Genomic DNA, 14239 nt, shown 5'->3' with positions numbered 1-14239 from the left:
GTTCCCACTCGGCGTTCGTCAGATCACCACGACCCATATGCCAAGAGTGACAAGACCAGCGCTCACCGTCAGGAGATCTAAGAAACAGCTCCTAGAGCGTGTCCTATGTGGTGAGCCGGACGTTAAGAGGGCATGGGAAGGAACGAGTGGGGGTGGACCGTCCCGGACGGGTTCTGGGAGATCGCCCGGCCGTCGTTACCGCTGGCGCGGGTGCGTCCACAGGGCGGTGGGACGCGGAACACGCCTGATGAAGCGGTGTTCGCGGCCATCGTCTACGTGCTGGTGAGTGGATGTGCGTGGCGGGCCCTGCCACCGTGTTTCGGGATATCGAAGTCCACCGCGCACCGCCGCCTTCTGATCTGGTCACGGGCCGGCGTATGGGCCAAGCTGCACCAGGCGGTGCTCGACGAACTCGCTGCCGCCGACCTGCTCGACCTCTCCCGTGTCGTGCTCGATTCCGCCCACGTGCGGGCCAAAAGGGGGGGCGAACTTGCAGGCCCGAGCCCCGTGGACCGGGGCAAGCCGGGTTCCAAGATGCATGTCCTGTCCGACCGGTCCGGACTGCATGTCGTGGTCGGTGTCTCATCTGGCAACACCCACGACAGCGAAGCCCTCCAACCCGTCGTGACCGAGCTTCAAACGAGACGCGACCCTCGCCACGGCCGGTGGATCAAGCCCGGAAAGCTTCACGCAGACAAGGCTTATGACCGTGATGACCTGCGCCGATGGCTGCGCGGCAGGCGCATCGCGGTGCGTATCGCCCGCAAGGGAGTCGAGTCCAGCCAGCGATTAGGCCGGCATCGCTGGGTGATCGAACGCACTATGTCCTGGTTGACCGGCTATCGTCGGCTCACCATCCGCTACGAACGCTACTCCGGCAACTACCTGGCCTTTCTCGGTCTGGCTGCTGCTCTGTGCTGCTACAAGCGGTTCATCCGGCTCACCACATAGGACACGCTCTTAAGCACGCTCACTCGCGACGGCATGCATGACCAGCATTTCCCTGTCGCCGGTGAAAGGTGTCATGCTGTGCGCGGTTCGGATGTTGTCCAACAACAGCACGTCTCCGGCATGCCAGCTCACATACGCCGTGACGCGGTCGTAAGCGCTGTCGACCGTTTCCACGTCGGCTGCCGTGAACGGCGATCCGTCACCGAGCGTGGTCTGGAACGGGAGCCCGAGCTGGCCCATGGATGAAACCAGGTACTCCCGTAGTGCGGAATCCAGGGTCCACTCACTGCAAAAGGCGAGAAGATTAGACCAGGCCGCTACTCGGTCGCGGCCGGTGAGGCGGAGGGCCGGGCGGCTGCGGCGAGTGATCAATGTGTCCGATGCCCAGTCAAGGTCTATCTCCTCCGCTGCGGCGTAGGCTTCGATTCCGGCCACGTCAAGACCGCCGAAGGCCTGCTGCCAGGACATCCCAAGAGGGCCTTCGGCATATCGGCGTATCAACGTCCAGCCGTGTCGCCGCACTCGATCGACAAGCCGCTCGGGTAGCTCGGACAGGACGAGGCGGCCGTCGGCCACGCCAGTGCACCCGCCGGACGCCGGCGGCCGTCGACAGGCGATCAACAGGTACGGCGGTGGCCGCAGCATCCAGCCGAGCTCGTGATGCATGCACATCGGCGATGTGCGCGGCCAGGCAGGTTGCGACCAGACGCCGGAACCCAGATCACGCCGTGCCGCGAATGGCTCGACCTGCGCAACGGCGGTCAGGCCGATCCGAGCGGCCAAGTCCACCAGGGCCGCCGCGTCCGTGATCCCCGCACCTCGTATCAGCAGCGCTCCGGTATCCGCGAGCAACACATCCGGATGGCCGACGGCCTCCACGTCGGTCCGTGCTGCCACCGCGAGCCTTGAGGTGTGCTTTGATCCGGCCATAGTCACGCCTCCTGTGCACGCGGCGGCACAATCTCAACTTTCAACATCGTGACAGCCTGGTCGGCCAGCTCGCCGGCGCGCTCTGCGCTGTCTCCGGTAGTGATCACGTAACCCAGTCGATCCAAGAATGAGCCCTGACGGACGATCACCTGTCCGGGGAAGGCGGATACGGCGGCGGCGACCACACCTGGTGAATCCAGAGCCTCGGATACGGGGGATACCGTGCGCACTTCGCCGTCCTCGTCGGCGACCACGAAGCGAATGGCGGCAAAGCCCTGCCTGCTCGCATGGCGCCCGACCGGTCGTCCCGCCGTCCGGCAGATGTGTTCGCCGATCAGATCCCGCCCCGTGGCGGCGAGCAGAGCCTCCGGTATCATGCCGCCGGCCAGCCGTGGATTTACCTCGATGACATACGCTCTGCTGTCTACGATGCGCATTTCCACATGGGATGCGCCCCATCTCAGCCCTAGGGCGGCGACCGCTTTCCGAGCTTCGGCCGTCAGCGTTTTCTCGGTGTCGGGGTCGATACAGGCGGGCAGGTCGTGACCGATCTCCAAGAACCCGCGGGTTTGATCGACGTGTTTTGCCACCACGGCACACACCTCTCCCGCCATCAACTCCACCGAGAACTCGGAACCATCGACATAGGATTCGACCAGGACCGCGCCGGGCAGCCGTCGGCCGCGTTCGTCGACGAGAACGGACAGAAGCTCCGCGGTGTGCCTGGAGACCTCCTGCGCGGTGTCGCAGCGTTGGACGCCGATCGAACCGGATCGACTGATCGGCTTGACCACCACCGGCATGCCGAGATTCACGGCAGCCGCGGCGGCCTCCTCGGGGGAGTGGACGAGATGAAATCCGGGAGTGCCCACGTCGTGCGCCGCAAAGCACTGGCGTTGATAGGCCTTGTTCCGGGCAGAGGTCAGGATTTCCGGGTCTTCACCCGGCAGACCCAGCGCTGCGGCGACACGCGCGGCTGCGGCGATGTAGTACTCGGAGCTGGAGGTCACGCCGACGATGCGCTGCCGATCTCCCAGGCTCCGAATGCCGGCCAGCACGTCAGGCAGCGATTCGGTGTCGCAAACAAGGTGAGGAATGCCTGACTCGGTCAGGAACGGATAGCGCAGCGGATCCGCACAGAGAACGTGTGGCGTCAGCCCCAGCGCGCGGGCTCGTTCGGCGAACAGAGCTCCGGTTCCTGTGGTGTTGCTTTCGACAAACACGACCGTGTCAGTCATCGCAGACCGCCGATACCGCTTGTTGTAGCAGCATGCTCGCCTGCTGTTCCTTCGTACGCATGAGCGTGATCTCTCGTCGAAGGTTGTGGCGCGACTCCCAGGCCGATGCCAACGCCTCCGAGCGACTGCCCGGCCCGCCGCCATAGCGGGTTCTGTCGGCGACGGCCAGCAGATCCCATGTCTCCATACCTTGCGGGGGCCATTCACCGTCCCCGTTCCACGCGTCCAGTACGGCAGCCCCAATGCGCTCGTGGGCCTCTCGGAAGGGGATCCCGTGCCTCACCAGCTCGTTGGCCAGAAATGTGGCGTCGACGAAATCCCGGCCCTTTCCGGTTCCGGTCTCAGGCGGCCGTGGCCGCGCTCCCGCCACGGTCAACGCGGCCATGGCAAGCACCTTCCGCACCGTTTCCAGCGCCGGAGCGATGGGGGCCATCGCTTCTGTCCCCACCTCGATCGAGTTGGTGAAAGGGGCGGATTTGATCGCGGTGACCGCAGCGACCCAAGCCCCGACCACCCGGGCGGGCCGCGCCTTCAGATACTCCAGCAGGAAGGCATTGCGCTTCTGCGGCATCGCTGAGGAACTGCCCACCAGCCAGTCGGGGAATTCCAGATCGGCGAGTTCTGCGGTGCTCCACAACTGCAGGTCGGAAGCCAGGCGAGTCACCGTCACCGCCAGGTTGGCGGCGCTTCCCAGGGCTTCCACCGCCAGATCCCGTGAGGCGATCGCGTCTATCGCGTGCAGCGGACCCGTGTCGAAGCCCAGCAGGATGGCCGTGTATGCGGTGTCCAAAGGTAGATCGGTGCCGGCCACCGCATGCGCCCCTAGAGGACACCGGCGCATCGACCGCAGGCAGTGAAGCAAGCGATTCATGTCACGCTGCAACGCCAGAGCCACGCCCGTCAGATAGTAGCCGTAGGTTATAGGCATGGCAGGCTGATAGTGGGTGTGGATCACCATTGCGGTGTCCAGGTGCCGAGCGGCCGAACAGAGCAATGCGGTGAGCAGGCGGCAACCTTCAGCCAAGACCTCTAGGACCTGCGTGCGCAGACCGAGCAGTGTGGTCGTCGCGTTGAGATCGTTGCGGGAACGGGCGGTGTGAAGCAGCCCGCCGCCTTCTGATCCGCACAGCTCGCTGAGTGCCTGCTCGTAGGCGAGGTAAAGGCCTCTCGGTCGAGGGCGTGCCAGGATGGAGGAAAAGCCATCCGCCTGGACCTTGTCGACAGTCCGGAGAATCACGGCCGCTTTGTCTCGCGGAACAATCCCCTGCGCCGCCAGCATGACCAGATGGGCTCGGTCGACGCGACTTATCAGATGGAGCGTTTCCCGGTCACCGGCGTCGTCGCGCGGTCCGTAGTAGAGGCGATGTGCTTTGGCCGACAACCCGCCCTTGATACGCCCGGTGTCGGTGGAGTGCTGTCCCGGCCGCGTCACGGGGTCACCGGCCCGTCCTTGACTTCGGCCAACCTCCTGCGCGCCCACCGCATCCAGGTCCAGTGAGGCTCGCTGCCCGGCCGCTTCACCTCGATCGGCTCGGATGTGACGTGCATGCGAACGGGGTCGGCATCTAGCCAGGCGTCGTGGTAAACGCTGTCCAAATAGCGGTCGCCCTGGTCAGGCAGCAAGACGACCGTACGCATACCGGGGTTGCGGGCAGTCCACCAACGGGCTACCGCCATGGCCGCTCCAGAGGTCGGCCCTTGAAAGAGAGCATGCTCGCGATGCAGCAGGCGCGTGTGGAGGTAGGCGTCGGCGGCGGGGCACCAGTGCACCTCGTCGAACAGCGAATGGTCGAGGTTGCCCGGCAGGACGCTGTTGCCCAGTCCGCGTAGTTCTCGAACCCGGTCGGGCTGACCGAACAGAATGCTGCCGGGTGTGTCTACGGCGACAGCAGCCAATCCAGGATTGCGTCGTCGTAGGTGAAGCGCGGTGCCGCTCATCGAACCACCGGAGCCCACTGGCCCGATTAGGGCGTCCACCTCGCCCAGCAGCCCGATCAGATGATCGGCCAGCGAAGCGTACGAGGCGGCATTGAGCGGGTTGTCGTACTGCCGGGGCCAGAAGGTGTCGGGGTTCCGTTCTCTGATCGCTTGCAGCCGGGCCAGGCGCACCGTCTGGAACTCGCCGAGCGCCGACGGCGTCGAGCACATCTCCACGGTCGCCCCCAGATCCATCACGCGGCGGCAGAGCCGTTCGTCCATGGCGGGGTCGGTGACCAAAGTGAGCCGACGCCCGATGAGCGCGGCCTTTATCGCCAGGGCCAGGCCGAAGGTGCCGCTGGTGGATTCAACGATCAGGGTATTCGGGCCGATCTGCCCGTCGGCGACCCCTGCTTCGACGATGAAATGGGCGGGCAGCATCTTCATCAGCTTGAATGAAGCGCCCCAGAGGGCAGGCCCCAACGGGACGATATGCGGCAGCAGGTCCATACTGGCGGCGTTGACGGCGGGCTCGTGTTGGAGCATGGCCACTATGTTTGCTTGTCTTTCTGCGAGGCCACAGTTTCGTCTAGCGTGATCGATCCAAGCCATGTGTTAGTGGTTTAGGCCGTCGGCCGTCACGATGCGCCTGCGGGCATAGGTGGTGTCGACGTCCTGAACGCGGATACTGCGGCCGACTCGTCGGCGCGAGGATTCATCCGGAAGCGTGCCGCAGAGAACGCAGAAGCGCTCCGCGAAGGATCCGCCGGATACGAGCATCGGCGGCCCGCGCGTTCTTGCCGATCGCGGTCGAGCGTTCCGGAGAAGGCTTGACCATCGCACCGACCTCGCCAACTCTGCATGGCAGTCTCCACGACCGTCTCGGGTTGCTGCAGGGACTGGGACCGACTCGTATCCAGTGCTTATCCAACTGATAGCGAACAAGGCGGGCCGCCTGAGTCGTGATGCGACTCACCTGACCGGGCGGCGAGAGGCCAGTATCCCACAAGTGCCCGAAAAAGCGCAAAAATCCTCTTACTGTAACGACTAGTACCAACTATCCTGACTAGCGAGGTTGAACTATCAGTAGTGTGCTCGAGCGGGCGCCTTGATGTGCGGATGCTTCCTGCGGCGGCTTCGAGATCCGGATCCCGCCCCGGCACCGCGTTGAGGGCGTTGAGGACTCTGTCGATGGGCAGGTGGTGTGAGAGTGCAGCATGGTCGCGAGTACTTGGAGAAGCTCATTGGGCAAACGTTCGCCCAGGTGCTTGAGCGCGACACCGTGGGTCCCGATGACGACTTTTTCCTCCTCGGGGGCCACTCCCTGCTCGTCGTCCGCCTTGTGCGCTCCCTCCAGGCAGAGGGTGTCGAAATCAAGTACGAGTTCGTGTTTGACGGTAGAAGCATTCGGGGTATCGCCAATAAGTTGCTCCAGGCCCCGGACTAGCGGGGGTAAACCGTCTTCTAAACAGGACCGCGACTCCCAGTAAGGCGATTGACGGCGTCTGCCCTACTCCTCATATCGGGAGGGGAGGGCGAGGACAAGACTGGCCGGCCCGGTCAATCCACGCTGCGAGCGTCCTCCGAATTCTGACCAATGTTTGATTCGAGCCGGCGTCGCCCGCCGCTGATTAGGCGACGTGAACATCTGCTCTGGCGGCAAACAAGACTGTGGCCGGTCGTTTCGGCTCTCGCCCAGACCATGCTCGTATCCTGTTTCTTTCGGAGGCAAAAGATCTTGAGCAGCGGAACCGTCGATCGGGGAAGTGCATGAGCCACGCAGACACGGAACTCGTTTCCGGCGTCGTTTCACCCACCACGCCGCTGCCGCCCTGGGCTCTACCGGAAGCGGAGCCAGGTCAGGGTAGCCGGGAGCGGACGCTACCGGCGCCGCTACACGAACAGCTCCAGCGTGTTGCCCAAGATCCCGCGGCCCTTGAACGGTTGATGTTGTCCGCGTGGCTGGCTGTCCTTTCTCGGTGTGTCGGCGAGCCGGACGTGGTGACAGCGTGCTTTACCCCGGACGGCACTGCGGTGTGCGTTCAGGGGCGGGTCGCGGACACCGGCTGGAGCGCTCTCGGCGACGCCTTACGCCATACTCCTTTGCACGGCCGTCCAGACAGCGCGGTGGACCTCTACGGTGCCGCGACCTCCGACGCGGCCGATCTGCTGATTCGGTTCAACGTCGCCGACGGGCACCTTCGCATCACCCACACAGCTCGCGTATCGCGAATCGCCGCCGAACGCGTTCTGGGCTACTTGGTCTTCGCGCTCACAATGGCGCTCTCCGAACCGGACGCCACGGCAGACCTGGCGGAGATGCTGAGCGACGAGGAGCGGCGCTACCAACTGGAAGATCTGTGCGGGCCGCGGATAGACAACGGCCCAGACGGCTTCGTTTCGGCCTTCCGGGCCCGTGTGGCAGCCCATCCCGCCCGGTTCGCCGTCCATCACGGCACAGATGCCCTGACCTACGCCGAGCTTGATGCGGCCTCCGAAAGAGTGGCCCTTCACCTGCGTAGTCAAGGCGTCACAGCCGAGCAGGCGGTGGCTGTGGTGAGTGGACGCCATCCTGCCTGGGTGGTGGCTCTGCTCGGGGTGCTGAAAGCCGGCGCCGTGTACCTGCCCGTCCGGCCGGACTTTCCCCCTTCTCGCGTCGAGGATCAACTCGCCCGCGCCGAATGCACGGTGGCATTGGCCGACGCCGACGGCGGCTCATTGATGAGTGCCGTGTCCGAATCGGCCTGGTCGGGTGTCGTGCTGCCGATCGACGATCTCCTGAGCCGTGAAGCCGATGGCGTCGAATTGCCGACACCGGCACTCCACCAGAATGCATATGTCTACTTCACCTCAGGCTCGACCGGTCGCCCAAAGGGCGCAGTCTGTGCCCATGACGGCATGATCAACCACCTCTGGGCCAAGGTCGACGACCACGATCTGGGGCCCGAGGACGTCGTGGCGCAAACCGCTTCGCCGTGTTTCGACATTTCACTCTGGCAGGTGTGCGCTCCGCTACTGGTCGGAGGGGCAACCGTGATCGTCGATACCGAACAGCAGCTCACGGTCGAGGACTTCGCGCAGCTGCTGATCCGGCATCGGGTGAGCACGATCCAGATCGTGCCGTCGTATCTTGAGGTGCTGCTCACGCACCTTGAGGCGGGGGCGGTCGAGCTACCTCGTCTGAAGTCGGTCTCGGTGACGGGCGAGGCGCTCAAAAGCGACCTGGTGCATCGCTGGTTCGCGGTCGTGCCAGGCGTACGCCTGATCAACGCCTACGGAGCGACCGAAGTCAGCGACGACACGATGCATGAGATTCTGGATGGCCCCCCTCGCCGGGATCTGGCCATTGTCAACGTCGGCCGGCCGCTGCGAAACATGCGCGTCTATGTCGTTGACGACCGGCAACGGCTCATGCCCCAAGGAGCCCGTGGAGAGATCGTCTTCGCCGGCGTATGCGTCGGCCGCGGATACGTCAACGACCCCGAACGCACCGCCGAGGTGTTCCTCCCCGATCCCTACTTTCCCGGTGAGGCGCTGTATCGCTCCGGAGACATGGGCCGATGGCTGCCGGAGGGGCGACTGGAGTTCCTCGGCCGCCGAGACGACCAGATCAAGATTCGAGGGCTACGAGTAGAGATCGGGGAGATTCAGGCCGCGTTGCAGAGCGTCCCGGGAATCTCGGCCGCGGCCGTCGTCCCCGTCGGCGAGGGCAACGGCAGGCGCCTGGTCGCCTTCTACGTGTCCGCCGATGACCTCACTGAAATCGATCTGCACGACCTGTTGTCCGCCCGGCTCCCCGCGTACATGGTTCCGGCCCATCATTTCCGGGTGCCCGAGCTACCGCTGAACGACAACGGCAAGACAGATCGGACGGAGCTGCAGCGACTCGCCGGCGCGCTGGCTGCCGACCGCCGCGCCTTCGAACCTCCGACGTCCCCGGCCGAACAGCGACTCGCCACCTTGTGGGCCGAGGTACTGGGCATGGCCGCCGGAAGGGTGGGCCGGTATGACGACTTCTTCGAGCTGGGTGGCACGTCTCTGTCGGCGATTCATCTCCTGTTGCGGCTGGAACACCGGCTGGCGATGGCGGATTTGCTGAACCACTCCGTGCTGGCCGATCAAGCGGAGATTCTGAGCGCGGCCGGCAACGCCGTTCCCGTCCGCCATGTCCACGAACTGAGCGGGGCAGGGACGGGCCGGCCGGAATTGCTCTGTCTGCCGGACGCGGGTGGCAACGCGATCAACTTCCAGCGGCTCGCCGAAGCAGCTGGGGATCGTCTGCAGGTGTTGGCGGTCGAGTTACCCGGGCACGACCTCGCCCGTCCGCACGAGAGGCTGATCTCGCTGCCTCGCCTGGCAGAGCATCTGGCCGACGAATTGCGCGGCAGATCCGGGCTCTATCTGTGGGGTCAAGGGGCCGGAGCCGCCGCCACCATACTCACCGCTCAGGCGCTGGAACGCAGTGGGATCGAGGTGGGCGGTGTGATCGTGGCCCTGGAGGACGCGGATCCCCTCGCGACCGTCTTGTCCGACGACGAAGTCGCAGACAGGCTTCGCCGCCGTCGCGCCTACGTGGAGTTCGACGGTGTGACCACCGCCCGGCTGGCCTTCGTCGCACGTGCGTGGCGGCACGACTGGGCGGAGGCCGAGCAGGCATTCGAAGGCTTCGGTGGAGACTTCGGTCTGGCCTGCCCGGTCATCGAGCTCACGCTCGACCCGACGCTTCCCTCAGCGCCCACTGGCGTCACCCCGGCGTCGTCCGGCCCGGACGGCGGGATCGACATAGCCCGCCACAATCCCGATCTGATTGTCGATGTGATCGACCGGCACCACGGTTCTTCACGCATTCGGTCATGACGCCGCTCAGACACCTCATCGACCGCCCTCACCCTGCCGCCGGCCGAGTGGGAATGGGCACCGCGCACGGCACCTTTGGTGAGTTGCTGCAAGGAGCCTTACCCGGGCCGGGCGAAGCCCGTGGTGAGGGGCGGTTTCTCGTCACTCTGCCGATGGCTCGCTGGTCGAGTGCATGGTTTGAACTGCGACCGCCTGGCGCCGGGTTGACAGTGCATCCGGCGGTCAGCACGAAGGCCGCGGCGCTGGCCGAAGCGCTTTTGATCGAGCTGGGGCATTCGGCAGACGGCTCGCTCTTTCTGCACAGCAGCATCCCTATGGGAAAGGGACTCGCCAGTTCGTCCGCTGACATGGCGGCGACGGCACGCGCCGTGATGGCGGCCCTCGTACGTCGGATCCCGCTATCGCGACTTGGTGCGATGATGGCCGCCATCGAACCCACCGACGGGGTGATCCACCCAGGAATCGTGGCTTTTGATCATCGTCGTGGTGAGCATCTGCGGACCTTGGGCCGCCTTCCCGCCCTGCAGGTGGTGGCAGTGGATCAGGGCGGGGTGGTGGACACGGTGATGTTCAACAGCCGCGCGCCCGGTTATGATGCGGGGGAGCGGCGCCACTACCAGCGCCTGCTCGACGAGCTCGGCCGCGCGGTCGAATCTGCTGATGTGGCCGAAGTCGGTAGGATCAGCACGTTGAGCGCAGCTCTAAATCAGTCCCGGATGCCGAACCGCAACTTTGCGGCGCTAAGTGACATCTCCCGGAGTATCGGCGGCCTGGGGCTCGTGGCCTGCCACAGCGGAACCATGATTGGTATTCTGTTGGATCCCAGGTGGAACGACTATCGATCGCGGCTGTCCCATGCGGTTCACCAGGCGAACACCCTGCCCGGACACACGCATCTGTTTCGCACGCTGACAGGCTGATCGGTGTATCGGCGCGCCGGACCGAAGTTCACCGGGCTCATGCCTCCAGGGCGAGGCTGCGCAGGTGGGCGACGGCCTGAACGGCATGCTGGACTGCCTCCTCGTTGTCGTCGGGCGCGCAGAGTCCTGTCGCTCGTCAAGACCGGGTAATGCCGGGCGAGTCATCCCTCGCCACGCTCAGAGGGCGAACCTCCCTGCACGCCGGCCCGCGAAATCGCACTACCGCCGGCAGCGCGATTTCGCGTCCATGGAGGGCGGCTCCGTAACGCCATCAGGCGGGATGGTGTCGGCGACCGTCAGGTATCCATGGCGTACGAATGGCCGAGATGAGAAGGGCCGAGTCGCCTCGGCTCCGCTGAGAGCCGCTCGTCGGATGGACGGTCTCCACGATCACCGAATCGCGTAGACAGAGCGACGGTCGGCGCCGGAAGATCAGCGAAGCTGCTCCGGAAGGTTGCGACGTGGAGAACTGTCAGCGAGATCACGGCACGAGTCAACGCCACATACAGTCTGGCCAGCCCTGCGGGCTTTGCTGCCGCGATCTCGGCGGGTTCCAGCAGAATCACATGATCGAACTCAAGGCCCTTGGCGATGTTGTCCGCGAGTACGCTCACCCGTTCGGCGCCTTCGACCGCTGAGCTGTCTGGCGACAGCACCCGATGGCCGATGGCGTCCAGGGCGGCCGACATCGAAGGCGCCGAGGCTTCCGAGCAGATCACACCGATCGATCTGTCTCGGCCGAGAACCTCGGCAACGACGGCGGACAGCCGCTCCGCAAGTGAGGAGACGCGTACTACGCGGAGCGAGTCGCTTCCGGCGCGCAGCGAATGCGGAATGGCGAGCGACGGTGCGATGGACGGTAGAAGTCGTGCGGCAAAGGCGAGACCTCGCCTGGAACCCGAACGCCCAGTGTGAGTTCGCCGACCTCACCGTTCAGGTTGAGGCACGACAGGACGCCTTCCCAGGATCGTGTTGCCCACGGTGGCGTCCGCCAGATCCCCCAGAATCGTGGCCGAGCCGCCGGCGCAGCGCCGCGCCAAAGCCCGCAGCTGCATCTAGTGCTGTGCCTCTCGAAGAATATCGGCCTGTCGGGTGATCGACGAGAGCGGCGACGCGGTCGTTCAACGCCGTTTCCAGGGCCTGCCGGGACGCCTGTGATCCAGGCGAGTCGCCTGCCGCGTCGGCAGACAGCCCCTGTGTGCTCTCCCGCATTCGCCGTAGCTCCCGGCGGGTGGTGGCCGCATATTCCCGCTCGGCCTTCAGGACCGGATCCATGTCAAACTCCTTCTCGATTGTCGTTGTTTTCAGGGACGGAATCGTGACGGCGTGCGGCGCCAAATGACCTGACCCCCGACGCGAGGTTCCCATGAGCCGTTCGGGGAGGAGTTCGGTTTCTGGCTGTTCGTCCTCATACATCCCCGGGCTTGCCGGTGTTGACGACTATTGCGATATGACGCATTGCTTCGGAGTCGACGGGTACGGGCGCACAATCCCGGGCGAGGTGGTGAGCATCGGCCGGTGTCGTTTGAGAATGTGAATGGCGCTGCTTTCCGGGGGGTGTGGTGGAAGACTTTGATGACGCCTGAAAGTCGGCTGGTTCTCCGAAACCTTAACCGTGCCGACGAAGACAGCCGGGAAGAGGCAGGCGAGTCGGCGGCGACGACCTGCATCTGCTCACGAATGTACGCCGGCAGGGCCGATCGCGTGGCCGAGGAAGTCGACCTGTACAACCCGGGAAACGCCGCAGTCCGTCATGCGACCGGGCACTGGGGCGGCGCTCGCATAACAGAGTCCCTGAGAATTCGAGGTTGGCGCCTCCGTTTCCGGGTGCGACCGATGCGCAGAGGTCGGTTCCGTGCTTTGATGCGGCAGGCGATAGTGCAGATGGCTTGCATTGCCTCCGCGACTGCGATAGGCAGTAGAAGAGCGGACTTCGGTTCGCCTGATTGCCGAGGAGCCGGTGAGGCCGGAGTGTGCGACGAAGGAGCATCGTTGGGCATCGATATCGAACCCGGACGGCCTCGCGGAAGCGCAGTCATGCCGGCGAGCGCAACGGAACGGGTTTATCGGCCCGCTTTGAGCGAGCAGCGTGGCATCTGGCTCAGCTGCCTATTTCAGTCGGACGGGTCCGTCTATGTCAATGCCTACGCCTTCCTGTTGGAGGGCGCCTTGGACCTTGGGGTACTGGACGCCGCGTTCCGCGGCCTGGTTCGTCGACACGAGGTTCTCCGTACCGGACTGTCTCAGGATGAAGACGCGATCGTGCAGTTCACGATTCCCGCCACGAATGAGAGCGTACTCGACGTCGAGGACAGAGCAGGTGTTCCGGTTTCGTCTGCGGATGTGGAGCGATGGATATCTGAGCAGGAAAGCTTGTCGTTCGACCTCGAGCATCCGCCCTTGATGCGCGCGAAGGCCTTACGTATTGACGTCGACCGATTGGTTTTGGTGGTGCTGATGCATCACATTGTCGCCGACGGAGAGTCTCCGAGGATATTGTCCAGCGAGCTGAGCCGACTCTATGAGGAATGTTCGAAGGGACTGAATGGCGATGTGCCGGTTCGCCGGCTGCCGGTTGAGCGTATTCGGCGCGAGCAGCTGTGGCTGGCTTCCGAGGAGTATTCCTCTGCGCTTCGCGAGCGTGTCGCCGAACTGGAGTCGGCGAAGGTGATCAGCCTTCCGCCGTCGGATGCCGAAGGCTCTATCGAGGGAAGTATTTCCTTATCGGTGCCGGTGCACAGAGTTGGCTCGTTCCTGGAGTACGCGCGCTCCCTCGGCATCACGGACTTCGGTGCATTCTTTGCACTCTTCGCGGGGCTTCTATGTAGATTCTCTGGCGAGACGGATTTTATCGTCGGCGTGGCGATGAGCACTCGCGACGAATCGACGAGAAACGAATTCGGCTGTTTTGTTAACATGGTGCCTGTGGAAGTGTCCGTGCGTGAGGACATGACGACCGAGGGGCTGTTGCACTCCGTCAGCGCTTCCATCTTCAAGGGCCTGGTGTGGCGCGACCTTCCTTTCGACGCGGTGGTGGCGTCGACCCCCTCCCTGAGACCGGTCAATCGGCCGCCTGTGGTACAAGTGGTTTTTGGGCTGGAGCAGGACCCGGATGAAGTGGTGGGCCTGTCTTTTCCCGGAGTGAAGAGTGTCAACATTCCAGTGATGGGTACCGTCCTGGAGTTCGAGCTTGAGTGCGTCTGTCGCTTGGAGGCCGGGGAGTTCGTCTCGTCTCTCTACTGGTCGAACAAGATTGGGCGGAGGCGTGCCGAAGAGTTCCTTGACGCGATGGGCAAGACCGCGGAGTGGCTGGGCGCCAACCTTGGCGCGACCCTGGCCGGCTGGCCCGTCGAAAGGCGCTGGTAGCTTTCGCTGCGAGGAGCCGCCTCGACCGGCGGCGGTCCGAGATCTCTGATCGGCCCCTGT

The 14239-nt window shown here is 64.5% G+C and carries 10 protein-coding genes; 5 read left to right on the top strand and 5 right to left on the bottom strand.

The window, feature by feature from the left end:
- Positions 1-132: 132 nt before the first annotated feature.
- Complete coding sequence (locus ACWENQ_RS45090) at positions 133-951, top strand: IS5 family transposase (protein ID WP_452419683.1); 819 nt, start codon at positions 133-135, stop codon at positions 949-951.
- 9 nt (positions 952-960) lie between these two features.
- Here the strand turns inward: ACWENQ_RS45090 and ACWENQ_RS45085 are convergent, their stop codons facing one another.
- From ACWENQ_RS45085 to ACWENQ_RS45070, 4 genes are read right to left on the bottom strand one after another with little or no spacing between them, the layout of a single operon-like run.
- Entirely contained in the window at positions 961-1881 is a 921-nt protein-coding gene (locus ACWENQ_RS45085; RefSeq protein ID WP_449922816.1) for a TauD/TfdA family dioxygenase, read from the bottom strand.
- 2 nt (positions 1882-1883) lie between these two features.
- A complete protein-coding gene (locus ACWENQ_RS45080; RefSeq protein ID WP_452419682.1) occupies positions 1884-3119 on the bottom strand; it encodes an ATP-grasp domain-containing protein in 1236 nt (411 codons plus the stop codon).
- The gene (locus tag ACWENQ_RS45075; protein WP_449922813.1) at positions 3112-4551 is read right to left on the bottom strand and encodes an argininosuccinate lyase; all 1440 of its coding nucleotides are present in this window, start codon (positions 4549-4551) and stop codon (positions 3112-3114) included. The genes ACWENQ_RS45080 and ACWENQ_RS45075 overlap by 8 nt, the downstream gene beginning before the upstream one ends.
- Positions 4548-5582, bottom strand: a complete 1035-nt coding sequence (locus tag ACWENQ_RS45070; protein WP_449922811.1) for a cysteine synthase family protein — start codon at positions 5580-5582, stop codon at positions 4548-4550. The genes ACWENQ_RS45075 and ACWENQ_RS45070 overlap by 4 nt, the downstream gene beginning before the upstream one ends.
- A 658-nt stretch (positions 5583-6240) precedes the next feature.
- Here ACWENQ_RS45070 and ACWENQ_RS45065 point away from each other — a divergent pair.
- The 3 genes from ACWENQ_RS45065 to ACWENQ_RS45055 all read left to right on the top strand — a co-directional run bounded on the left by ACWENQ_RS45065 (position 6241) and on the right by ACWENQ_RS45055 (position 10813).
- Positions 6241-6483, top strand: a complete 243-nt coding sequence (locus ACWENQ_RS45065) for a phosphopantetheine-binding protein (protein ID WP_449922809.1) — start codon at positions 6241-6243, stop codon at positions 6481-6483.
- 323 nt (positions 6484-6806) lie between these two features.
- The gene (locus tag ACWENQ_RS45060) at positions 6807-9893 is read left to right on the top strand and encodes a non-ribosomal peptide synthetase family protein (RefSeq protein ID WP_449922807.1); all 3087 of its coding nucleotides are present in this window, start codon (positions 6807-6809) and stop codon (positions 9891-9893) included.
- A 53-nt stretch (positions 9894-9946) separates the two neighbouring features.
- Positions 9947-10813, top strand: coding sequence for a GHMP family kinase ATP-binding protein (locus ACWENQ_RS45055; RefSeq protein WP_449922805.1), 867 nt, complete (start codon positions 9947-9949; stop codon positions 10811-10813).
- A gap of 296 nt (positions 10814-11109) precedes the next feature.
- Here the strand turns inward: ACWENQ_RS45055 and ACWENQ_RS45050 are convergent, their stop codons facing one another.
- Positions 11110-11532 carry a hypothetical protein gene (locus ACWENQ_RS45050; RefSeq protein WP_452419681.1) on the bottom strand — a complete coding sequence of 141 codons (423 nt, stop codon included), beginning with the start codon at positions 11530-11532 and terminating at the stop codon, positions 11110-11112.
- Between the two features lie 1273 nt (positions 11533-12805).
- On the opposite strand from ACWENQ_RS45050, the gene ACWENQ_RS45045 reads away from it, so the two are divergent.
- Positions 12806-14179: a condensation domain-containing protein gene (locus tag ACWENQ_RS45045; RefSeq protein ID WP_449922801.1), complete on the top strand. Its 1374-nt coding sequence runs from the start codon at positions 12806-12808 to the stop codon at positions 14177-14179.
- Positions 14180-14239: the final 60 nt, after the last annotated feature.

This window comes from Nonomuraea sp. NPDC004354 (genome assembly GCF_053602555.1).
The sequence above is the reverse complement of the archived record's forward strand: the minus strand, read 5'-3'. Positions and strand labels throughout refer to the sequence as shown.